This is a genomic window from Roseimaritima sediminicola, from assembly GCF_009618275.1.
Lineage (GTDB): Bacteria > Planctomycetota > Planctomycetia > Pirellulales > Pirellulaceae > Roseimaritima > Roseimaritima sediminicola.
The window spans coordinates 1-22,944 of record NZ_WIAD01000001.1 but is presented as its reverse complement, the minus strand read 5'-3'; the positions used below and the strand labels follow the sequence as shown (position 1 = coordinate 22,944).

The window sequence follows — 22,944 nt, the reverse complement described above, 5'->3', positions numbered from 1 at the left end:
GGCCTGTGGTGAGAGAGTAGGGACAGGGGGCCTAGGGCTGCAGCTCCGCCAGGGCTCGCTGGCGAGCCGCTTCGAATTCGTCGCCCGGGTTCCACTGAGGCATCGCGTCCTGGTCGGCGATCTGCAGTCCGGCGCGGTACAACAGGCGGATGTCTTCGATCGCGCCCGCGAGATTCCAGGCCGGGTCGTACTCGTCGCTGGGCTGGTGATAATCCTCTTTGACCCAGCGATCCATTTGCTGCTCGCCCCAGCCGGCCGGTTTGCCGATCACGTTGACGCCGGAATGCAGGTAGATGCCGGGGACACCGATTTTGGCCAACGAGAACTGGTCGCTGCGGTAGTAATAGCCGCGGTCGGGGAAGTGGTCGGGGGTGACGATCCGGTTCTGCCGCTTGGCTTGCTGCACCAACACCTCGTCCAACGTGCTTTTTCCCATTCCGATCATGTTCACGTCATGGGTGCGTCCGATGTGGTTGACGCCGTCGATATTGATTACCGCAGCCATGGCACCGGCGGGCACCGTGGGGTGGGTGGCAAAGTACTTGCTGCCCAGCAAGCCTTGTTCTTCGGCGCCGACCGCAGCGAACAGGATCGACCGTCGCGGACGCTCTTTCAAGCGACTGCACGCTCGCGCAATCGCCAGCACGGCGGCGGTCCCCGAAGCGTTATCGATCGCCCCGTTGTAGATGTTGTCGCCCTTGGCCGAGCGCTGCGCCGCGATCCCGATATGATCGTGATGAGCCATAAAAACGACGTATTGATCTTTCAGCTCTGGATCGCTGCCGGGCAACATGGCCAGGACGTTGGCGGTTTCCTTTTTACGAACCTCCGCGGTCAGCTTCATCGACAGCTTGGTCGGCATTTCGACCGGCCGGAAGGAACGCTGGTTCGCTTGGCGTCGCAGTTCATCCAGGTCCAGATCGACCGAATCGAACAGTTCCTTGGCGGCCGGTTCGGTCATCCATCCGCGGACCTTGGTTCGCGGCTGCTGGCCCCCGGCCAACTCGAATTCCTCGCCCGACCACGAGGTCTGGACAACCTTGTAGGGATAGCCCGCCGAAGCTTCGGTATGGATGATGAACGCGCCGGCGGCGCCCAGCTTGGCGGCCATCGCGTACTTGTAATCCCAGCGACCGTAGTACAGCCGTCGCTTGCCCTCGAACAATTCGGGATCGTGCGAAGGGTCGTTGTTCATCATCACCAGGATCTTGCCGCGCACGTCGACGTCCTTGAAATCATCCCAGTCGTACTCCGGGGCCTGGATGCCGTAGCCGACGAAGACCAACGGCGCATCGGTCACCTCGACCTGCGGCTCGGGCATGCCGACGGTGGCGATGTAGTCGTCGTAGTAGTCCAAAGTGACGGTTTGGGGCCCGCGGAAATGGATTTCCGGCGGACACTGCGTCTGCACGCCGACCAGGGGAAACGATTGCAACCACCCGCCGTCGGGCCCGGCGGGCTGGAGGCCCATGGTCTGGAACTGCGTGGCCAGGTACAGCTGGGTGAGCGCGTCGCCGCGCGAACCCGGTCCGCGACCCTCCAACAGGTCGTCGGCTAGAAAGCGGATGTGACCGCGGAGGACGTCCTCGTCGATCGAACCGACCGAGGTTTCGACATCGACATCCGTTTCGCCGGGCGGGTCTGCAAAGGCAGCGGTGGCAAGCAGCAGTGTCGCCACGAGCGTGGCAGAGAATGGAGCGGAGAGGACCTTGAACACGTTGTGGGTTTCCTGAGAGGAGACAAGCGACCGTAGCGACCGCTCAGTATAAACGTTTTCGCAGGCTGGAAGCCTATGCCACAGAGCAGCTCGGCTGTCCCAGCCGAGAGAGTGTTTGGTTACGGCTGGGACAGCCGTGCTACTATCCACAGGCTGGAAGCCTATGCCACAGAGCCTAGACGGATTCTTGTCCGTCGACGACCGTCAGTTCCGCTCCATCGAGGAAGCTGACCAGGGACTTGGCGCGGTAGGGCTGCTGCAGTTTGCGGACGGCCTTGCTTTCGATTTGCCGCACGCGTTCGCGGGTGACCTGAAAGATCCGCCCGACTTCTTCCAGCGTGTAGGTGTAGCCGTCGGCCAGGCCGTAGCGCAACCGCAAGATTTCGCGTTCGCGATAGTTCAGGGTCTGCATGGCGCGGTCGATCTGCATCTTCAACGCCTCGCGGTTGGCTTCCATCAACGGGTCGTCATCGCGGTGGTCTTCGAGGAATTCGCCAAAGACGCTGTCCTCGTGGTCGCCGATGGGTTGGTCCAGCGACAGCGGTGCGCGGCTCATCTTCAGAATCACGCGGGTTTCCTCCAGCGACAGATTCATCCGCTTGGAAACTTCTTCGGCGGTTGGTTCGCGGCCGATTTCCTGAACCAGGTCGCGGGTCACTTGCCGGACTTTATTCATCGTATCGATCATGTGAACCGGCACGCGGATGGTGCGGCTTTGATCGGCGATCGCTCGCGTGATGGCTTGACGGATCCACCACGTGGCGTAGGTGCTGAACTTGTATCCGCGAGCGTGTTCGAATTTGTCGACCGCCCGCATCAGGCCCGTGTTGCCTTCCTGGATCAGATCCAGAAACGACAGGCCGCGGTTGCGGTATTTCTTGGCGATCGAAACGACCAGCCGCAGGTTGCCGGCCGACAGCACGCGTTTGGCGGCATCGTAATCGTCGCGGAAGGCATTGGTCCGCTGGATTCGCCGCGACAGGGTGCGGGGCGATTCGAAGGTCATCCGCATCAAGTGATGCAGTTCGCCTTGCAGTTCTTCGGGATCGGGCATGCCGGGACCGCCCAGCAGTTCGGGGTGAGCCAACAGGTCGCGAATCTTGGTGATCCGCTTCGAGGCGGCTTCGAGTTGATCGAACAGCGGTTGCAGACGATTGGTGCGAAGGTTCATCTCTTCGACCAGGCGGACCGCCTTGTTGCGGCGGATCGTCAACCGGCGCCACGCCGCGCGACGCTGATGAATCGGCACGCGGCGGTTGATGGCTTTGAAGTAGTCCGGGCGGTTCTGCGTCAACAGGTGTTTCAGCGTGCGGACGTTGGGCACGATCCGTTTCATGATCGCGACCTTTTCTTTCTTGTTGGTCACGCTGACTTCGATCGTGCGGTCCAGTCGTAGTTGTTTGTCGCGAACCTGTTCCAGCAGTTTGCAGGCGCCCTGCAGAACAAAGTCCGTGGCCAGCATGCAGTGGCGATAACGTTCGCGCGTCTTTTCGATCTGTTTGGCCGCGGCGACTTCTTGATCGCGGCTGAGCAGAGGGATCTGGCCCATCTGCATCAAGTACATGCGGACCGGATCTTCGGTGGGATCGCCGACCAGTTCGCGGCGGCGGGCATCGGCGTCGTCATCGATCGAAAGCGAGACCGCATCATCGGCAAAGCCCGTGCCCATGACTCGGCTGCGACGTTGTACCGATTCGTCCGCGTCGTAAGCATCGTCTTGAAGGCTTCGGCCCATGCGTTTCGCCATCTCGTCCATCTCCCCGGGGTGCGGATTCTCGTCGCTGTCTACTGGGCTGACCACCAATGCACCCGCGGTGCCGAAGTTATAAGCAGAATAGCTGGAAATCATGGAAGTCGTTCTGTAGCAGTGGTTTGCGTCAATGTCGGGTCAACGGCATCCCCGTGCTTCGATGCGTTTTCGAAACATCGGCTGTTGCTCCGAGGCAACATCCTTGGGAAAAGAACCACGCGAAGCGTGGCTGCCGGACTCACAACGCTAGGTCATCGATCGCGGTAGGGCCAAGGATTACCGCGGATTCCGATCTGGCACTGCCAAAAAAACGCCAGCTTGCTACGCTTTAGACGACTCGCCCCGCCCCCCCTCCTCTCTTCGTATTACGGACTGGTTTTCGGAAATGTTTGGATTCGGAAAGTCTCGCGACGAGCAACCGGTGCGATGGTCGCAGCTGTTGCCGTTGCTCGAGGACGACGACCAGCGGGCGGCCACCGAGCGGTTGTATCCTCAAGCGGGGCGAGAGAGTTTTCTGGCGGCGCTGCGGCGCGTCGAACCCGAAGCGGCCGAAGCGGTGCTCGCCGCCGGCCGTCAATTGGAACGAGCCGTGCCGTTGGCCGAGCATCCTACGGTGGCCATCGCCGGGATGCTCAACAGCGGCAAGACCTCGCTGGTCGCCAGCTTTCTCAGTTCCCAGGGACAACAGCGTTCGCTGCGGGGGGCGAACAATCGCGAGGGAACGCATCGCTTTGTGCTGTGGTTACCGGCCGCCTGGCGCGAGGACGCCGAGGTCTGGGGATTGCTGCTCAGCCGGATCGGAGAAACCCTCGGGCATCCGCCGGAGATGTTGGCCGAAGACGTCGCCGAGGCGCATCGACAGTACAACAACGAAACCGGCGACCCCGAACTGCTGTCGGTTCCGCTGGTGGCCACCGACACGGGCCTGGACGAAGCCGGAGTGGGGCTGTTGGATTGTCCGGACATCGTCTCGGACAGCTCGTTTGGGCGCGGCGATCCGGAGACCCGCCGCAAACTGCTCGGACATGCCTCGACGTTGTGCTCGGCTTTTCTGGTGGTCACGACGCCGGAACAGTTTCGCGATCGCGACCTGGCGGATCATCTGCGGATCGCGTCGGACCTGATGCCCGGCGTGCCGCGTCTGTTGGCCGTCAACAAGATTCGCCCACGGCAGACGCCCGATCAAGTCTGGGAGACCTTCCAGCCGTTGGCCCAGCAATACCGTGTGGAAACGATTTACGCCGCTTATGACTTCGACATCGAAAAAAGCGGACCCTATATCCCGCAGTCGCCGGATCAGCCTCGACCCGCCGGCGGCAACGACGAGGATCCGCTGCCGGTCTTCTTTTCGCTGACCGACAATCCGGACGATCATCCGCCGGCAGCCATTTCCGCCGACCGTTTCCTGAGCCAATTGCCGCGGCAGCTGGATCGCGGCCAGCTGTTCCAGCGGTTTCGGATCGCGCTGGAAGCGACGCTGCGGCAGGCGGTCTGGGATCGCGGCGTGGGGACGCTCCAGACGAAGTCCGCCGAGTGCTTTCAGGCGGCCCAGCGAGTCCGGGAGTTGTTGCTCGCGGCCGGCCTGGAATTCTTCGCGCACCGTCAACCCGGCGGTCAGATTCTGGAGCTGCGGCTGCATCAGAGCGAACGCATCGTGCGACAGCTGACCGAAGCGTTCTCGCGATCCGCCCCCTGGTACGCGCGGTGGGGCGTGCGGCTGAACGCGTACGTGGCCAAAGTCATCGGCGGCACCAAGGATCTGTTTCGGCAGATCGTCCCGACGGCCCTCGCCAGACAAAAGGCCGATGAGGTGCGGCAGTCGTTTTCCAAAGGCGAGATCGGTGGCATCCTGACGGCCGAGCGACTGGCTTATGCGCTTCGGCAGCACGGGGCCCTGGACCGCTTGCCCTGCGATCCGGACGAGGAACGTTTGATCGCGCTGGCCGGCGAAGCGATCGAGCGTTTTGAACGCGACGACATCACTTCGTTGGATCCCCGACGCCTGGACGAGGCGGTGCGGCAGATGTGGAAGGAGGTGCCGGTCAGCAAGAAGGTGTCGGCCGGGCTGACGCCCCTGACCGCCGCCCTGGCTGCGTTCGGGGCGGTGTTATTAATCCCCGTCGACTTCGGCGGCGCAATGCTGGGCGCGGCGTCGATCTCCGAATTGTTGGCCGCCGCGGGACTGAGCGCGTTTGCGACCTTCTGGAGCGGCAAGCAGACGACCAACAGCGTGGGCCAACAAGCGGCGATGCAGCAGATCAGCGACTTTACGGCCGTGCTGTGCGACACGCTGGGCGTGCCGCGGGCCACCGAACCACTGACGGTTCGGGTGGGCGACAAAAACGTCTCGCTGCCGCTGCCGGCTATCGAGCAGCACCAGCCCCAGTGCGAACCGATGTTGCTGTGGCGACCGCGCCCGGAATTTGAAACCGAACTCCAAGCTCAACTACCTGCGGCAGGAAAGTCATGAACGCATTTGACGCGGACTACATCGATCCGGGCGACCGTTTCTTGCAGCGTGTCCGCCGGGCCGCCGTAACCGTCCTGGGCGATAGCCCGGCAGGCCGCGACGTGGCCGGGCTGTGCGCCGATCACCTCCGCACCCGCCAGTCGATCATGCAGGATCGCGCCGTGGGGTCCACGATCGTGGCGATTGTGGGGGCCGCCGGCCAAGGCAAATCCTGGCTGGCCAAACAATTGGTGGCCGGTACCGCCGCCGAACAGGCAATTCCCAGCGGCAATCGCGAGGACGAATCCACGCGGCGTTTGATCTGGATCGGACCGCAAGCCCCGCGGGACCTGGATTCGCGACGCGAACAGTTCCTGCACTGCGACGCCGGAGCGATGCGCGACCTGGGCGGTCCCTATCTGTTGGTCGATACGCCCGGCGCCACCGACGACGACAAGGAAATTGCCGAAACCGCGCGGCGCGCGCTCTCGCTGGCCGCAATCCTGGTCATGGTCGTCCGCCGCGACCAACTGCGCAGCCAAACCGTCAGCGTGCTGAGCACCCTGGGCGAAGGCACGCTGGTCGTGCCGGTGATCAACGCCGTCCGCGATTCCGCGGACCCGGAGCTGGCGGCCGATGCCGATACGTTGGTCGCTCGGATGCGCGCCGCCGCCCCCTCGGGCACCATCCTTTCGCCGATTCTGATCCCCGATTTCGATGTCCAAGATCTCGAGGAATCGGCCGTCGCGGAGGCCGCCCTAAAGCAGTTGAAGAACCTGCTGAGCCCCTACCTGGATGGCCACTTGACCGACGACCGTCGCCGCCGCATCCGTCTGGCGGCCGTCGATGCCCGCTTTCGCGAGTCGCTGCGGGCCACCCTGGGCGAACACCTGCCCGGATTGACCCGAGCGGTCGATCGGCTGAACGAAGAAGCCCGCAAGTTGCCCGGTGATGTAGCCCTTTCGATGGTGGGCGGTCACGAAGCCCTGCGGGCCGGAATCCGCAGCAAGTTGCGGCTGTCGGTGCTGACCGATACGGCGGCCGTGTGGTTTCCCTACCGTTCGCTGCTGGGATTGCTGAACCTGACGCATGGCGCCTGGGACCGCGTCGTGCTGAGCCTGTCGGGAAGCCTGCCGTCGTTGATTTCCGTCGCCTGGACCAGCGCCCGCAACCTGCGCCACGGTGAGGAAGTGGAACAGGACCTGCGTGAGGGCCTGCGGCGCCGCAGCAGCGCCGCGGTGGTCGACCGGTTGGGGCCGCCGATCGCGCGGTTCCACGAGCAGCTGCGGGAGATGCTCTCGGCCGTGCCCCAGGACAACGAACACAGCGCGGAGCTGGACGATGACCGTCACCCGCAGATGGCTTACCTGGCGGGTATCGACGCCCTGCAGGAGGAGTCGCAGCGGATCTTTGACGAAGAGGTGCAGCGGCGCGCCGTGCCGGCGACCACGGCGGTCGCGCTGGCAGTCCTGGGGACACTGATCTTTTGGGCCTTGATGGCCGCGCCGATCTATTCGCTGTACGACCAGTACGTCGTGGCCAGCTACCAGACGTTTCGTGATTCCGACGGCAGTCTGGAGCGGTTTCCGCGGCCCGAATTCTCGATGCTGCTGACCAGTCTGCTGCTGTCGCTGCTGCCGACGGCCCTGTACGCGATGTTGGTCATCACCTACAGCCAACGTCGCCGCACGGTAGACCGAATCGAACAACGGATTCGCCAGCGGCACGCCGAAACGATCGCTCGGCTGCAACAGGACGGCGTGCTGCGGCTGCGCTGGACGGACCCGTTGTTGGGCGACGCCGAATTCTTACTGAGCGCAGGACGCGAGTAGCGGCCGGCGCCACAAAGTAGCTCGGCTGTCCCAGCCGAGGGCAGGGCGGTTCACAGGCTGGAAGCCTGTGCCACTGTTCACAGGCTGGAAGCCTATGCCACTGTTCACAGGCTGGAAGCCTATGCCACTGTTCACAGGCTGGAAGCCTATGCCACTTATTCGACCGCGGTGACTTGGCTTTCGATGGTGCCTTGTTCCAGTCGCGTGTGCAGGCGATCGCCGACTTGCACGTCCTCGCTCCGGTGCAACGGTTTGCCGGTGTCCGAGCGAGTCGTCACGCTGTAACCGCGATGCAGCACCGCCAGGGGGCTGAGCGCATCGAGTGCGGCGGTGGCGGTGGCCAAACGTTCGCCGGCCCGCCGACATTCGTTCTGCACCGCCCGGTGGGCGCGCAGGTCCAGTTCGTCCAGCAGGCGGCGGCGCTGCTGGACGCCGTCGTGGGGACGCGCAAACACCGGCCGCGACTGAAGCGCGGACAGGCGGTCGCTTGCGATCTGCAGGCGATCCTGCAGGGGGCGCAGCAGGCGGCGATGCAATACCCGCAACGATTGCTGCAAATCGTCGGCCGAGGGCACCAATAACTCGGCCGCTTCGCTGGGGGTCAGCGCGCGGCGATCGGCAACCAGGTCCGACAGCGTCAGGTCGATTTCATGGCCGACCGCCGAGACGACCGGCAGGGTCGCCGCTGCGATCGCTCGCACGACCGCTTCTTCGTTAAAGCACCACAGGTCTTCCAGGCTGCCGCCTCCGCGGCCGACCACGATGGCGTCGAAGTGGGGGCGGATGCGGTGAGCCGCTTCGATGCCGCGGCAGATACTCTCGGCCGCGCCTTGGCCCTGAACCTGAGCCGGGATCAGGACGATCTGAACCGCGGCGCTTCGCCGAGCGGCGACTTCCAGAAAGTCGCGAATCGCGGCCCCGCCCGGACTGGTGACAAAAGCCACGCGCCGCGGAAAGGACGGAATGGGTTGTTTGCGATGCGGTTCGAATAACCCTTCGGCCGTCAATCGCTCGCGCAACTGCTGGAAAGCCAACTGCAGGCTGCCCAGCCCCTGCGGAATGGCTTTGCGAACCACCAACTGATACGTGCCACGGGCGGCGTAGACCTCCACGTCACCGAAGCAAATTAATTCCTGTCCATTGGCCAGTTTGAAGGGCAGCCGCGCGGCCGTGCTCCGCCAGATGATGCCGCGGACCTGCGACTGGGCGTCTTTCAGCGTAAAGTACAGGTGGCCGCTGGACGGACGCGACAGGTCGGTCACTTCGCCCTGCACGCTGATCTTGGGGAAACTGGACTCGAGCGTGGATTTCACTCGCGTGGTCAGTTCGGAAACCGTCCAGGGTTGGGGCATGCGAATCGACGGCGGCAAGAGGGCGGCGAAAAGGTCCAAAGTCCGGCGACTTCGGCTACGGTCGGAAGTCTGGCGACTTCGGCTACGGTCGGAAGTCTGGCGACTTAGGAAAGCACGTTTTCGCGGAAGATGCCCAGGCTGTCAATCCACTGCTGCCAGTGCCGGATATCGGCCGGTTCGAGCGTGGGCGGGGGCAGGGCGGGCAGTCGTTCGGTGCGTCCGGAGTGGGGGTTGCGGGTGCGAATCGCCAGCAGCCCGTTGGCGTCGACCTCGAAGCCCAGTTCGACCGGTTGGCTCTGGCTGTAACGCGGCAGGGTGTGGCTGCCCAACGAACGCCATTTACTGGCATTGAAGTGGGTCGATTCGACCACCGACAGCGTCGTGGATAATTGCTGGTTGGGGCCGGCCGTCAGGCGGCGATTGGTGCGGGCCGGCAGGGCGGTGCCTCGGGGCACAATGGGGCGGATATGCTTGCGGGTGCCTTTCTCGCCGTGGGCCAGAACCCCCAGGTCGTGCGGCGTACAGGCCAGCGGCGGCAGGGGGATCCCTTCGCGGCCCGGCATCTCGGCGGCCAGCGCCGTGGCGGCCCCCCGCGCCAGTTCCGGTCGCTCCAACGCGACAAAGCGACAAGCTGGACCCACGGCCTGTTGCAACAGTTTGCGAACCGGACGCATCTTCGCCAGCACGCCCACGGTGATGCACTGCAGGATCGGTTGCCCATCCCGGGGACCTTCGCTGCACACGCACTGCAACATCTCTTGCAGGCTGTCCAGCCACGGGCGAACCACCGAGAACAATGCGTCGCGGCTGATCACCAATTCGCGGAGGGCCCCGTCGGCATCGAAGCGGATCTCGGCGGTGGTCTGCAAGCACAACTGATTCAAAGCCCGCTCACAGCCGATCTGTAGCGCCGTGGCGTCGCGTAGTGAGCGGCGAGGATCGAAGCCGTATTTGCCCATGCACTGCTCGGCGGCCAGATCCACCAGATGCTGTTGCCAGTTCAGGATGCCGCTGTGGGCGCGTCCGAGAATCGCCAATTGTTGGATCCGTTCGCCGATCCGCCGCAGCAGCACCACTTCGGTGGTATTGCCCAGGATGCTGACGACCAGTTGAAGGCCGGGCTGGGCATCCAATTTCGCGCCGTCGCGGTGCATCTGATCCATCAGTACGGCTTGGGCGGCCGCAACGCTGCGATCGATCAAGCGGATGTCGCGGATGCCTGCGACTTCGCAGGCCTGCAGGATGCTGCGCCGGTGCATCTGGTCGTAACACGACGGCACCGTGACGGCGGTCGCGGCGGGACGTTCCTTTTCCTGCCAGGCGTTGTCGATCAACTGCCGGAGTGTCAGCGCCAGCAAGACCTCGGGCGGACAGCACTTGCCCAGCACCCGCCGCTCGATGACCGATTGGCCGATGTACAGCGGCAGGCAGTGGGTGACGCGTTCAGGGTACTTGGTGCGGTATTCGAGGGCCTGTGAGCCAAAGAACAATTGATCGCGGCGGCTGGCCAGGGCCAACCGCATCAGTGGTTTGTTCTCTCCGGCCGCATGCAGCGTGGTGACTTCCCCGCCGGGATTGGCGCGCGCCGCCGAACCGTACAACATGCCCAGGTCGATACCCAAAACGTCGCAAACGCCATTGGATGTGGTTTCGCCGAAGCGAGTCGGGGTCTCGGCGACGCTCTGATCGTAGCCCACGTGTCCGGTTCGCAGGACCTCATTGCGCTGCCAGTGGTCCAGGTCTTCCAGCAGTTCGGACAAGCTGGCATAGCGATCCTGCGGCCGCTTGGCCATCATCCGCCGCAGCACGTGATCGAGCCGGACGTCGATGTCCGGGCGGACCGCACAGAGATCCGGAACGGGCCCGTCACGGTGCCCGCGAATCTGCTCCAACAGCGGTCCTTCGTAGGGCGTGCGGCCGGTCAGCAGAAAGTAGAACGTCGCGCCGAGGGCGTAGATGTCCGAACGCGCGTCGGCCCGATCGGCCTGCTCCAATTGTTCGGGCGCCATGTATTCGACCGTGCCGATCAGGCGGCCGTTCTCCAGTCGATCGCGGGCGTCGGCACCGACGCTGGCCAAGCCCAGATCCAGCAGCTTGATCACGTTGTTGGCCGCCCGCATCACGTTGCCCGGTTTGATATCGCGATGCACGATCCCCGCGTCGTGGGCGTGCAGCAAGCCCGTCGCGATCTGGCGCAGGATGTCGACGGCCACGGGAACGGCCAGAGGCCCCGACTGGGCAACCACCTGGGCCAGCGTGGGCCCGTCGACATATTCCATCGCCAGGTAGTGGATGCCATCGGATTCGCCCGCATCGAAAGCGGTTACGATGTTGGGATGCATCAGGCGGGCTGCCGCTCGGACCTCGCTATAGAACCGCCCGACCGATCTCTCGCTGCCCATCCGCTGGGCCGAGAGCGTCTTGAGGGCGACCACCCGTTCCATCTTGGAATGCACGGCCAGGTACACACGGCCCATCCCGCCGGTGCCGATCAAGCGTTCGATGCGGTATTCACCGATCGCCTGCGGGATGTCGGTCTCAGTGCACAGATCGAACTCGCCGCCGTGACTGGCCGCATCGGCCGGCGCCAACGTGGGCGGGTCGTACAGCGGCCCGGTCTTGGGCATCGAGGAGCTGGGCGGGTCGTCGCTGGGCAGCACGGCGAAAGGAGGGGGGTGAGGCACCGTAGGGAGGAGACAGATGAGTCGATGCGACGTTTCGCCGCACAGACTACGAACGCACGAAGGTAGCAAATGTACCGGGCGGAGCAACAAAATTTCTTGCTGCCCAAACTATAGGGCCTTCTTGGCGGTCTACGGGGCGCGTTTTTTAACGAGATTTCAGCCGCCTTTAGTGACGGGGCTCATTCCGCCGCTACCGGCCGACGGAGGTGGCTCTTGTTTGTCGCGTGAGGGAAGTTAAACTAACATCGTCCTGGATTTTAATCGACTTAACGGGAATTTACTTGCCATGCGTTATGCCTTTCGGTTGGCGGAACTACTCGGCCACAGTCCGGACCGTCGCAAGCGGCCGGGAACCATTAAAGCGATTGTGGAGCATACCGGCCTTGACCGGCACCAAGTCGCGGCGCTGCTGAAGAACGAGGCCAAGTACATTCCCTTGGAAGCGCTCTCGAAGTTGTGCGACTACCTGATCGATCACGGCCACGCCCGTCCCAGCGAGCTGCCCGGGGCCTTGTTCGCAGTGAAACCCGAGAATTTCTGGGAAACGCTCGCGCGACGCAAAAGCATCGAAATCTGCGTCGGAGTCCGACAGGACGAGGCCGATTCGGCCAATGCCAATGCCTGGGTCGTTGCCTCCGACTCGGTCCTGGTCGGTGAAATGCTCAACGGTATTTCGACCCTCGGCGGCAATGCCAAGATGCTCTCCCCTGCCAAGGGCGACGCCGAAGAAGACGAACGCGGCCAGTTGGCCCAGCCCGAACGCCTCCAGCAGACGCTGGTCTGGAGCCCCGGGCATGTGTCCGACGAGGAGTCGCATGAGCGGGCCCGACGCGTTCACCAGGACTTTGCCGAAGCCCAGGGCGACAAAGCTCTGGTGTGCATCGGCAGCGTGAAAAGTAATCCTGTCGCCGAGATGATCTTTGCCGAAGCGTTCGGTTGTACGCCCTTCGCCAGCGAAGATGATCTGGATGATTCGTCCAGTCGCGCCTGCCCCTTCTTCCTTCGTTACCGCGAGAAGGATCCCAAACCCAACGCGGCTTCGGCTGGCGTGCAGTTGAGCAAGAACGACAAGGTCGACAAGCCGGGCATCTACTACGAACAAGACGATGGTACGTGGGTCTGGGCCGGTGGCGACAAGACCACCGATGCCGCGTTGGTGTTCTACATCTACCGCGAGCCGCTGGGCCGGTTCGAGTTGGTTTTGAGTGGGTTCTCGGGCCGGGCAACGCGGCTGTTGGCCAAGACGCTGGCCAGCCGCAGCGAAGAGTTCTGGCCGCCGGTGTATGAGGAACCGGGCCTGCAGATCGGGGCCTACATCGTCCAGTACGCCGTCGACGAAGAGGACAGCGATCTGTTGGAAACGGATCTGTCGGCGGCCCCGAAAGTCATCAAACTGTCGGCCGAAGCGATCCGCCGCCGGATGGAACGTTTGTAAACACGCTCGACCTAGAGTTGCTCGGCCTAGAGTTGCTCGGCTGTCCCAGAGTTGCTCGGCTGTCCCAGAGTTGCTCGGCTGTCCCAGCCGAATTGGCTCTGCCGAGCTACTTTCGCGGAGCGAAAGGCGACACTGGCTACTTTCGCGGAGCGAAAGGCGACACTGGTTCGGCGTACCGGCGGCCGATCAACCGTCGGCGGGGCGTGCCTTTGTCAGTGAACATCTCCGCCGGCAAGGGCGTTCTCAGTAGCACCCAGCGTTGCGGCTGCATCCATCCTGGATGCCCGCGGAGGATCGACTGGAGTTCGCCGCGGCAATGCTCGGCGTCGACTTCGACTCCTTTTCCCGTCAGTTCGACGACTGCGACCAGTTGGCCGCCGCGGTCCTGCCAGAGGACGCAGTGCTGGACCAACGGCGAACGCTCCAGTTGCTGTTCGATCGTCCGGGGCTGCAGTTTCAGTCCGTTGTCGCGAACGATGGTATCGTCGGCTCGCCCCAGGATGCGAACCAAACCCTGCTGGTCCTGCTGGGCCAGGTCGCCGGTTCGCAGCCAGCCGTCTTGAAGGACCGCGGCGGTGGCCTGGGGGTCGTTCAAGTAACGGCTCATCAATCCCGGTCCCGAGGCGTACAGATGGCCGTCGGAGTCGATGCGAATGCGCGTCCCGTCGATGGGCCGACCCACCGCGCCGGGGCAGGCATCCTCGGGCGTGGCCGAACACACCACGGGGCCGGCTTCGGTCAATCCATAGCCGTGGATCACACAGATTCCCAGCCGCGCGAGCGAAGCGTAATCCTCGGGCGAGAGCGCCGCACCGCCGCAGCCGAGGACGCGCAGGTCCGCCAGCCCCAGGGATCGCAAGCGTTCGGGCAGACGCTGGAGGTCCGTGCCGAGCAACCGCTTGACCAACCGCGGCACAACGGACAGGAACTGCGGCGCGATCTTCGGAGCCCAAGCTTTCAGGCCGTCCCAGCCCAGGGTGACGGCCAGCCGGCTGCCACTGTGCAACCAGGTGCCGAAGTCACAGGTGCGGGCAAAGCTGTGCCACAGCGGCAGCACGATCAATCGCCGTTGGTCGGGCCGCTGGGGCACCGCAGCCAATTTTCCGGCAGCATTGGCGGCCAGTGCCCGGGCCGACAGCACGACCCCGCGTGGCGTCGCCGTCGTGCCGCTGGTCCAGAGAATCACCGCGTCCCGATTCGGGTCGTGCTGGGCGAGCATCGTTTCCAGTCCAGCACGATCGACGGGGGCCGCACGGGGGACCGACAAATTAATTTCCGCAGACGACAATCTCACGGACGTTTCACAGCGACGAGCAATCGCTTCGATCTCATCGCTCCGGCCGCGGTCACCCACAGGGACTTCCACGTGGCCGGCGGCCATGACCGCCAGGGCTCCGACCACCGCGGTCGCGTCGTTGGCGAACGTGGTAACGATGCGCGTCGCAGGCGGCAGTCCCGAGAGCGCCGCCGCATTGACCGCGACGACGCGCTGCAGATGGCCCCAGGTCAACCATTCCCGGCCATTCCAAAGAGCGGCCGCGTCCGGCCGCTCGGCCGCGTGACGCAGCAGCGCCTCGCAAAGGCTTGGGGGCTGTAAAGAGCGTGGCATAGGCTTCCCAGCCTGTGAGCAGCGTGGCGGAGGCTAGAAGCCTTTGCCACAAACCTGCCGCCCTACGCGGTCGTCTTCATCGACTCGCGCAGCTTGGCTGCGTTACCGGCTTGGCCGAACGCGGTCATGCGAGCGACGCAGACGTCCTTCATCGCGGCGCGGGCCGGTTTCAGGAAATCACGCGGGTCGAACTTCTCGGGCGACTCGACCATGACCTTGCGGATCGCGCCGGTGATCGCCATGCGGCAGTCGGTGTCGACGTTGATCTTTCGGACACCGCTCTTGATGCCGCGCTGGATCTCTTCGACCGGCACGCCGTAGGTTTGTTTCATCGACCCGCCGTATTTGTTGATGATGTCCTGCAGCTCTTGGGGGACGCTGCTGCTGCCGTGCATCACCAGGTGGGTGTTGGGCAATTTCTTGTGGATCGCTTCGATCCGATCCATCGCCAGCACTTCACCGGTGGGTTTCTTGGTGAACTTGTAAGCGCCGTGGCTGGTGCCGATGGCGACGGCCAAGGCGTCGACGCCGGTTTCGGCGACAAAGCGTTCGGCTTCGTCGGGGTCGGTCAACAGTTGGTCGCGGGTCAATTCGCCCACCGCACCGTGACCGTCTTCCTGTTCGCCTTCGCCGCTTTCCAGCGAGCCGAGGCAACCCAATTCGCCTTCGACCGAAACGCCACGAGCGTGAGCCATTTTGACGACTTCGGCCGTCACCCGAACGTTGTAGTCGTAATCGGCGGGCGTTTGGCCATCGGCTTCCAACGAGCCGTCCATCATCACGCTGGTGAAGCCGTTTTCAATCGCCGACAAGCAGGTTTCGGGGCTGTTGCCGTGGTCCTGGTGCATCACGATCGGGATGTGCGGATACAGTTCCACCGCGGCCAGCATCAGGTGACGCAGGTACGCGTCCTGGCTGTAGGCGCGAGCGCCTCGCGAGGCCTGGATGATGACCGGCGAATCGGTTTCCTCAGCCGCCTCCATGATGGCCTGAATCTGTTCCATGTTGTTGACGTTGAATGCAGCGACGCCGTAGTCGTTTTCTGCAGCGTGATCCAAGACGACGCGAAGCGGCACCAATGCCATAACAAATTCCTTAAAACACAGGGTTGAACGTGATCGTAGTTCCAGCAGGGAAACCCCCAAAACGGCAAGTTTGGCGGTCGAGGGGTTGATTATTGCACCTAGCCGGTTTCTGGCAAGTACCGCCGGGCGTTATCATTGCCTGCCACCGGCTGATCTTTGCGTGCCACCGGCTGCCCCTCGTTTTCGCCGCTCAGCTACCTTTCTTGCCATAGGCCATCCGATGAGTCTCAATTCGATCGACCTGTCCCAGTACGGATTACACGTGGAGGACATCGTTCACAATGCGACGCCCGCCCGGCTGTACGAGTACGCAATCATCGATGGCCACGCCGTGATTGCCGACAGCGGGGCTCTGGCCACCCGCAGTGGGGATAAGACCGGCCGCAGTCCCAAGGACAAGCGCATCGTCGATGAACCGCAGACCAGTCAGGATATCTGGTGGGGCGACATCAACATGCGGCTGACCGATCGGGCCTTTGCCATCAATCGCCAGCGAGCGATCGACTACCTGAACACCCGTTCCAGGCTGTTCGTTTTCGACGGCTTCGCCGGCTGGGATCCGGAGCACCAGCTGCGGGTTCGGGTCGTGGCCGAGAGCGCCTACCACGCCCTGTTCATGCACAACATGCTGATCCGGCTCACGGCGGAACAACTGGCCGATTTCGGCACCCCCGACATGGTCATCCTGAACGCCGGCAGCTTTCCGGCCAATCCCTACACTTCGCAAATGACCAGCAAGACCAGTATCGATCTAAGCTTCGAGCACGGCGAACTGGTCATCCTGGGCACACAGTACGCCGGCGAAATGAAAAAGGGCGTGTTCACAGTGATGAACTATCTGATGCCCAAACGCGGGGTGCTGAGCATGCACTGCAGCGCCAACGAAGGCGATGCCGGCGACGTGACACTGTTCTTCGGTTTGTCGGGCACCGGAAAAACCACGCTCTCGACGGATCCGAATCGCAAACTGATCGGCGACGACGAGCACTGCTGGACCGACGAAGGGATCTTTAACATCGAAGGCGGCTGTTACGCCAAGGTGATCCATTTGACGCCCGAGAGCGAGCCCGAGATCTACCAGGCAATTCGCTTTGGCGCGGTGCTGGAGAACGTGGTTTACGATTCGGGGACCCACGTCGTGAACTACGACGACGCTTCGATCACCGAGAATACCCGTGTGGCCTACCCGATTCATTTCATTGACCGGGCCAAAGAACCATGCGTCGGCGGACATCCCAAAAATATCATCTTTCTGACCTGCGACGCGTTCGGGGTCCTGCCACCGGTCAGCCGGCTCAGCCCGGCTCAGGCCATGTACCACTACATCAGCGGGTACACCGCCAAGGTTGCGGGCACCGAAATGGGCGTGACCGAACCGGTGGCGACTTTCAGCGCGTGCTTCGGCGCGGCGTTCCTCGTCTGGCATCCGACCAAGTATGCGGAACTGCTGGCCCAGCGGATGCAGCAACACGATGCCCGGGCGTGGCTGGTCAATACGGGCTGGAGCGGAGGCGGGGTCGGAGTGGGCGAACGGATGAGTCTGGAGCACACGCGAGCGATCATCGACGCCATCCACGACGGCTCGTTGAAAGACGTGCCCAGCAAAACCGACCCCACGTTCGGATTCGAGGTCCCGCTGGAATGTCCCAACGTCCCCGATGAAATCCTCTGGCCGAAGAACGCGTGGCGCAACGAGGATGGGTTTGATACCGCGGCGCGCCGCTTGGCCGATCTGTTTCGACAGAATTTTCAGAAGTACGAGACGGCCGCCAACGACGAGATCCGGGCGGCCGGTCCAGCGGCCGGCTGATGCCGGCCGCAGCATGACGGGGGACGACGTCTGTCGCGCCCCAAGCCAATCACATCCACCAGGCCAACCACATCCTTTAGGCCAACCACATCCACAAGCCGAGGACCAGCGTGACCCAGGCCAATTGATCCAAGCGTTTCAGGTTCTGGTGATGCCGGCCGGGAGAATCGCGATACCAAGCCGGGCGAGCGATGACTTTGCGCCGCGTCTGCAGCAGGATCGCTGGTGGCCCGGGTTGGCTGATGCGGTAGTAGCCCCAGCCGGCGGTGATCGCCAGTGCGACCAAGGCCAGGGATTCCGAAGCTGTGGGACCGGCGGCCAACAGGGGCCCGATCGAAACGGCCGGCGCGGCCGCCCGCGGTGCGGCACCGGGCAGCCCGGCGGCGACCTGGTCAAAGGCCTGTTGAGCGCGCTGCCATTGGGCTTGCCACTGGGCGATGTCCCGGTGGACGGCCGCCCGCCGCTGTTCTTGCTGGCCGTCGCGACGGAACGAAGCGGGGACCACGCGATCGGCCAGGCTGGCCGGAGCCGGGATCGGTTCGATTAATTCCGCTCGAGCCCGGCGCAAATAATAGGCCGCCGCGTCGCGCCGCCAAGCCGCCGCGTAGTAGGCGTCGGGTTTACGAACCGCACGCTGCTGGCTGCGGCGGGCCAGCTGTTGCTGCAGACGACGCAGGGAATCGCTGTCGGCCCGCACCCTGTAGCGCTGCGGTTGGTCCACCTGCCGCGGTAGCGGTGCGGGTTGCCGGTCGGCTGCGATTTGCCCGCGCGCTGCCGTCTGCGAGGGCCCGGGGGGCGGCTGGACCGAGACCACGCACTGCGGCGGTCGCTGGGCACCGATGGCCAGTCCCCCCACGATCAGGCTCAGTCCCAGCGTCGTCGCTCGGCGAAGACGTTTCGGGTCGGCGGCACGTAGGCTCTGACGCCAGGTTGCCGCGAGCCCTGCTGGACGAAATCGTTTCCAGTGTTGCATCATAGACGAGAGCCCGGAAAGCGTGTGGAAGCGGTCGCGCGTGGGTGGCCAGCTCGGTCGGCCTCTGGTTGCATCGGCAATTCGATTTCTTTAGCGCTAGTGAAAACGTAACGATCATGACGGCTCCACCAAGCTTTCGCGTTAAGATTTGCGGGGTGCGCAAAGTTTCCGAGGTCCGCACTGCGGCGGCGGCCGGCGCCGATGCGGTGGGCCTGAACTTTTATCCACCCAGTGTGCGTTTTCTGGCCGATCCCCAGCAGGTAGCCGATCTGGTGACCGCCGCCGACCAGCTGGGCATGCTGTGCATCGGCGTGTTCGTCAACGAGGACGAAAGCCGGATGATCGAAGCGGTCGAGTCCCGAGGCGTGGGGGCGGTGCAGTTGCACGGTGACGAGTCGTTGGCGGTGGCCCAGCGCTTGGTGGCTCGCGGGATTCCGGTGATCCGCGCTGTCCGCCTGCCGGGGCAGGGCCTCGAGCCGGACGAGGTCGAGCGGCGGGTGCGGCCGTGGCGCGAAGCCGGTTGCGGCGTGCTGCTGGACGCCGATGTGGGCAGTCGTTACGGCGGCGAGGGCCATCGTTTGGACTGGCGACAGATCGGCCGCTGGAACCGAAGCGGCACCTCGCGGTGGATGTTGGCCGGCGGATTAAATGTCCAGCGAGTCGGCGAAGCGATTCAGGAAAGCGGTGCCTGGGGAGTGGACGTGGCTTCGGGCGTCGAGCGGCCGCGGGGACAGAAAGATCCACGCTTGATCACCCGATTCACTTCCGCCGCAATCTCGGCGCTCGAGGCGACCGAGGCCGGGCACCACGACTCGAACCCCGACAGTGGTCGCCAAGAAAACACCCGATAATCGGTTGGTGCACCTGACAAAACGGTTGCTCAAGCCATAAGATGCTGGCACAGAACATTTATTTTCTAGCATTCCAGGAGATTGCACAGTGTCGCAGGTCGAAACGACCCGTCTTCCGTACAAGGTCAAGGACATCGAACTTGCCGAGTACGGTCGCAAGGAAATCAATCTGGCCGAAAACGAAATGCCAGGCTTGATGGCTCTGCGTGAGAAGTACGGTAAAGACAAACCGCTGCAAGGCGCCCGCATCGCTGGCTGTCTGCACATGACCATTCAGACCGCCGTCTTGATCGAGACCCTGATCGAGCTCGGCGCGGAGGTGACTTGGAGCAGCTGCAACATCTTCAGCACCCAAGATCATGCGGCCGCTGCGATCGCCGCCAAGGGCATTCCGGTGTACGCCTGGAAGGGCATGACCGAAGAGGAGTTCGAGTGGTGCATCGAGCAGACGCTGACGTTCCCCTCAGGCGAACCGCTGAACATGATCCTCGACGACGGCGGTGACCTGACGGCGATGGTCCACGACAAGTTCCCGGAACTGTTGGCGAATATCCGCGGCTTGAGCGAAGAGACCACCGCCGGGATCCATCGTCTGGAAGTCCTGAAACGCAAGGGCGAGCTGAAGGTTCCCGCGATCAACGTCAACGATTCGGCCACCAAGAGCAAGTTCGACAACCTGTACGGGTGCCGCGAGTCGCTGGCCGACGGTGTCAAGCGCGCCACCGACGTGATGCTGGCCGGTAAAGTGGCCGTGGTCTGCGGCTATGGCGACGTCGGCAAGGGCTGTGCCCACTCGCTGCAGCGCTATGGCTGCCGCGTGATCGTCACCGAAATCGATCCCATCAACGCCCTGCAGGCGGCCATGGAAGGGTTCGAAGTGACGACCATGGAAGAAGCCTGCCTGGAAGGCAACCTGTTCGTCACCACGACCGGTAACAAGGACATCATCCTGGGAGAACACCTGGAGAAGATGCCCAACGACGCGATCGTCTGCAACATCGGCCACTTCGATACCGAAATCGATATCGCCTGGCTGGAAGCCCAGGTGGCCGCTGGCAAGGTCACCAAGGAAGAGATCAAGCCCGCCGACATCGGCGCCGTCGATCGTTACACCTTCGAAAATGGCAACAGCGTGATCGTGCTGGCCAAGGGCCGGCTGGTGAATCTGGGCTGTGCGACCGGTCACCCCAGTTTCGTGATGAGCACCTCGTTCACCAACCAGGTGCTGGCTCAGATGGAACTGTGGCAGCGCGCCGACCAGTACGATCTGGACGTGCACATGCTGCCCAAACGGCTGGACGAAGAAGTCGCCCGGCTGCACCTCGGCAAACTGGGCGTCAAACTGACCCGGTTGACCGAAGAGCAAGCCGAGTACATCGGCGTGCCCGTCGACGGTCCCTACAAGTCGGATCACTACCGCTACTAAGCCCGGCGGGCCATAGTAGCTCGGCTGTCCCAGCCGAGTCAGGAACCGTAGCTCGGCTGTCCCAGCCGAGGCGGGAACCGTAGCTCGGCTGTCCCAGCCGAGGCGGCACTGCAAACTGCTTTCGCGGAGCGAAAGGCGACGCTCGGCTACTTTCGCGGAGCGAAAGGCGACACTCGGCTACTTTCGCGGAGCGAAAGGCGACACTCGGCTACTTTCGCCGAGCGAAAGGCGACACTCGCAAACGCGGTCCTTTTGGGGCCGCGTTTTTTTGTGCGCTTCCCGGCCCCGTGCCACCAGGGGCGCCGCCGCCTCGGCGAGTCCGCCGCGGCCTCAGACGCCTCAGACGCCTCCGCCGCGGCCTTCCCCTTCCATGCCGGGCGGCATCGAGTAAGCTTTTCAGCCTCATTGCCCCTCCAACCACGATCAGAAAACCATGCCTGAAATCCAAGCCTTTCCCGGTGTTCGTTACAATCTGGGTCACGTCGGAGCGCTGTCCGATGTGGTGGCCCCGCCCTACGACGTCATCGACCCGGACTTGCAGTCGGAGCTGTACGAGAAGCATCCGGCCAATGTGATTCGCATCATCCTCAACCGCAGCGAACCGGGCGACAGCGAGGACGCCAAGTACGAGCGGGCCGCCCGGTTCTTCAAGCAGTGGCAGAGCGAAGGGGTGCTGGAAAGCGAAAGCGATCCGGCCGTGTACGTCTACCACCAGAGGTTCGAGTACGCCGGACAGAGCTTTACCCGGCGCGGCTTCATGTGTGGCGTTCGCCTGCAGCGTTTTGGCGAAGGCAATATTTATCCGCACGAAGAAACGCATCCCAAGGCCAAGGTCGATCGGTTGAAGTTGACCAAGGCCTGCAAGGCCAACTGCAGTCAGATCTTTGGCCTCTACCCCGATCCCGAAAATCGGGCTCAGGATCGACTGGACGAAGCGGTTGCCGGCGTCGCCGGAATCGAGGCCACCGATCACCTGGGCGTCAAACACACGCTCTGGCCCGTGACCGACTTGAAGGTGATCAGCGAAGTCTCCGCGATCCTGGCCGACAAGCCGATGTTTGTCGCCGACGGTCACCACCGCTACGAGACCGCCTGTAACTACCGCGACTACCTGATCGAGACCGAGGGCGAACTGCCCTCGGACCATCCGGCCAACTTTGTGATGACGATGTGCGTCAGCATGAACGACCCCGGAATGATCGTCTTGCCGACCCATCGTTTGATCCGCGGTACCGAATCCTTTACCGCCGATGAGATCGTCTCGCGACTGGGCGATTGCTTTGAGTGCCGCGTTGCGGGCGAAGGACCGGAAGCGGCCGGCGACGTCTGGGAAGAAATGGAAGTCGCCAACGATCAAGGCCTGATCGGGCTGTACGCTACCAAGGACAAGAAGTGGTTGTTGTGCAAAGCCACCGCGGCGGCCGAACAGAAGATGCAGCAGTTGGCCGGCGATCACAGTGACGATTGGCGAGCCCTCGGGGTCAGCTTGCTGCACCGTTTGGTCATCGACGATCTGCTCGGTGCGGCCGGCCACCCCAAGCCGACCTACGTGCACCTGGTCGAAGAAGTCGTCGACGGCCTGAAGGGCGAAGGCACGCTCAGCGAGAACGAATCGGACGACCCGTTCACGCTCGGGGCGTTGGTGATGCCGGCCGAGCTGGAGCACGTCGAGGCGATCAGCCTGCACAAAGAACGCATGCCCGCCAAGAGTACGTACTTCTATCCGAAGCTGCTGAGCGGGTTGGTGTTTAAGCCGTTGGCATAAAGCTTGGCGGATGTTCCGTGTGAAACGGGCCCGGTGCCCGTAGCGTTCTCGACGGCCTGGATTTCGACGTTAGCCGCGCTGAATCGCGAAGCGATGGCAGTGGATAGCCTCGGATGCTAAGCACGTCGCAACATTTGATTCGGCTTTACTCTCCCACTGGGAGAGTCGGGCTCTTAGGCCCGGAGAGGGTTTTCGTAGGGCCCTCC

14 protein-coding genes are annotated in these 22,944 nt (G+C 63.4%); 7 read left to right on the top strand and 7 right to left on the bottom strand.

All coding sequences use genetic code 11. The annotated features are described in order from the left end of the window. Positions 1 to 31: 31 nt before the first annotated feature. Both GE027_RS00070 and GE027_RS00065 read right to left on the bottom strand, forming a co-directional pair. Complete coding sequence (locus GE027_RS00070) at positions 32 to 1,678, bottom strand: M28 family peptidase (protein ID WP_202617286.1); 1,647 nt, start codon at positions 1,676 to 1,678, stop codon at positions 32 to 34. A 214-nt stretch (positions 1,679 to 1,892) separates the two neighbouring features. Next, a complete protein-coding gene (locus tag GE027_RS00065; RefSeq protein WP_153555126.1) occupies positions 1,893 to 3,566 on the bottom strand; it encodes a sigma-70 family RNA polymerase sigma factor in 1,674 nt (557 codons plus the stop codon). Between the two features lie 286 nt (positions 3,567 to 3,852). Here GE027_RS00065 and GE027_RS00060 point away from each other — a divergent pair, with 286 nt between their 5' ends. After that, positions 3,853 to 5,937: a hypothetical protein gene (locus GE027_RS00060; RefSeq protein WP_153555125.1), complete on the top strand. Its 2,085-nt coding sequence runs from the start codon at positions 3,853 to 3,855 to the stop codon at positions 5,935 to 5,937. After that, the gene (locus tag GE027_RS00055; protein WP_153555124.1) at positions 5,934 to 7,748 is read left to right on the top strand and encodes a hypothetical protein; all 1,815 of its coding nucleotides are present in this window, start codon (positions 5,934 to 5,936) and stop codon (positions 7,746 to 7,748) included. The genes GE027_RS00060 and GE027_RS00055 overlap by 4 nt, the downstream gene beginning before the upstream one ends. 155 nt (positions 7,749 to 7,903) lie before the next feature. Here the strand turns inward: GE027_RS00055 and xseA are convergent, their stop codons facing one another. Together xseA and GE027_RS00045 are read right to left on the bottom strand one after the other, a co-directional pair. Next, positions 7,904 to 9,100, bottom strand: a complete 1,197-nt coding sequence (gene xseA / locus GE027_RS00050) for an exodeoxyribonuclease VII large subunit (RefSeq protein ID WP_153555123.1) — start codon at positions 9,098 to 9,100, stop codon at positions 7,904 to 7,906. Between the two features lie 104 nt (positions 9,101 to 9,204). Next, positions 9,205 to 11,784, bottom strand: coding sequence for a protein kinase domain-containing protein (locus GE027_RS00045; RefSeq protein ID WP_153555122.1), 2,580 nt, complete (start codon positions 11,782 to 11,784; stop codon positions 9,205 to 9,207). A gap of 286 nt (positions 11,785 to 12,070) precedes the next feature. On the opposite strand from GE027_RS00045, the gene GE027_RS00040 reads away from it, so the two are divergent. Beyond that, positions 12,071 to 13,219 carry a helix-turn-helix domain-containing protein gene (locus GE027_RS00040; RefSeq protein WP_153555121.1) on the top strand — a complete coding sequence of 383 codons (1,149 nt, stop codon included), beginning with the start codon at positions 12,071 to 12,073 and terminating at the stop codon, positions 13,217 to 13,219. Positions 13,220 to 13,355: 136 nt separating this feature from the next. Here the strand turns inward: GE027_RS00040 and GE027_RS00035 are convergent, their stop codons facing one another. Both GE027_RS00035 and fba read right to left on the bottom strand, forming a co-directional pair. After that, positions 13,356 to 14,828, bottom strand: coding sequence for a class I adenylate-forming enzyme family protein (locus GE027_RS00035; protein ID WP_153555120.1), 1,473 nt, complete (start codon positions 14,826 to 14,828; stop codon positions 13,356 to 13,358). A 62-nt stretch (positions 14,829 to 14,890) separates the two neighbouring features. Next, the gene (fba, locus tag GE027_RS00030; protein WP_153555119.1) at positions 14,891 to 15,913 is read right to left on the bottom strand and encodes a class II fructose-bisphosphate aldolase; all 1,023 of its coding nucleotides are present in this window, start codon (positions 15,911 to 15,913) and stop codon (positions 14,891 to 14,893) included. A 220-nt stretch (positions 15,914 to 16,133) separates the two neighbouring features. On the opposite strand from fba, the gene pckA reads away from it, so the two are divergent. After that, positions 16,134 to 17,723, top strand: coding sequence for a phosphoenolpyruvate carboxykinase (ATP) (gene pckA / locus GE027_RS00025; protein ID WP_153555118.1), 1,590 nt, complete (start codon positions 16,134 to 16,136; stop codon positions 17,721 to 17,723). A 76-nt stretch (positions 17,724 to 17,799) separates the two neighbouring features. On the opposite strand, the gene GE027_RS00020 is transcribed toward pckA, so the two are convergent. Beyond that, complete coding sequence (locus GE027_RS00020) at positions 17,800 to 18,699, bottom strand: hypothetical protein (RefSeq protein WP_153555117.1); 900 nt, start codon at positions 18,697 to 18,699, stop codon at positions 17,800 to 17,802. Between the two features lie 113 nt (positions 18,700 to 18,812). Here GE027_RS00020 and GE027_RS00015 point away from each other — a divergent pair, with 113 nt between their 5' ends. The 3 genes from GE027_RS00015 to GE027_RS00005 all read left to right on the top strand — a co-directional run bounded on the left by GE027_RS00015 (position 18,813) and on the right by GE027_RS00005 (position 22,738). Further along, positions 18,813 to 19,547, top strand: a complete 735-nt coding sequence (locus GE027_RS00015) for a phosphoribosylanthranilate isomerase (protein ID WP_153555116.1) — start codon at positions 18,813 to 18,815, stop codon at positions 19,545 to 19,547. An 88-nt stretch (positions 19,548 to 19,635) separates the two neighbouring features. Beyond that, positions 19,636 to 20,973: an adenosylhomocysteinase gene (gene ahcY, locus GE027_RS00010; RefSeq protein WP_153555115.1), complete on the top strand. Its 1,338-nt coding sequence runs from the start codon at positions 19,636 to 19,638 to the stop codon at positions 20,971 to 20,973. Positions 20,974 to 21,406: 433 nt separating this feature from the next. Further along, positions 21,407 to 22,738, top strand: coding sequence for a DUF1015 domain-containing protein (locus GE027_RS00005; RefSeq protein WP_153555114.1), 1,332 nt, complete (start codon positions 21,407 to 21,409; stop codon positions 22,736 to 22,738). Positions 22,739 to 22,944: the final 206 nt, after the last annotated feature.

Bases quoted from the DNA above. Each gene is read 5' to 3' on its own strand.
- pckA (WP_153555118.1), top strand. From the start codon at position 16,134: ATGAGTCTCAATTCGATCGACCTGTCCCAGTACGGATTACACGTGGAG.
- fba (WP_153555119.1), bottom strand. From the start codon at position 15,913: ATGGCATTGGTGCCGCTTCGCGTCGTCTTGGATCACGCTGCAGAAAAC.
- GE027_RS00055 (WP_153555124.1), top strand. From the start codon at position 5,934: ATGAACGCATTTGACGCGGACTACATCGATCCGGGCGACCGTTTCTTG.
- GE027_RS00035 (WP_153555120.1), bottom strand. From the start codon at position 14,828: ATGCCACGCTCTTTACAGCCCCCAAGCCTTTGCGAGGCGCTGCTGCGT.
- GE027_RS00015 (WP_153555116.1), top strand. From the start codon at position 18,813: ATGACGGCTCCACCAAGCTTTCGCGTTAAGATTTGCGGGGTGCGCAAA.
- GE027_RS00060 (WP_153555125.1), top strand. From the start codon at position 3,853: ATGTTTGGATTCGGAAAGTCTCGCGACGAGCAACCGGTGCGATGGTCG.
- xseA (WP_153555123.1), bottom strand. From the start codon at position 9,100: ATGCCCCAACCCTGGACGGTTTCCGAACTGACCACGCGAGTGAAATCC.
- GE027_RS00020 (WP_153555117.1), bottom strand. From the start codon at position 18,699: ATGATGCAACACTGGAAACGATTTCGTCCAGCAGGGCTCGCGGCAACC.
- GE027_RS00040 (WP_153555121.1), top strand. From the start codon at position 12,071: ATGCGTTATGCCTTTCGGTTGGCGGAACTACTCGGCCACAGTCCGGAC.
- GE027_RS00065 (WP_153555126.1), bottom strand. From the start codon at position 3,566: ATGATTTCCAGCTATTCTGCTTATAACTTCGGCACCGCGGGTGCATTG.
- GE027_RS00005 (WP_153555114.1), top strand. From the start codon at position 21,407: ATGCCTGAAATCCAAGCCTTTCCCGGTGTTCGTTACAATCTGGGTCAC.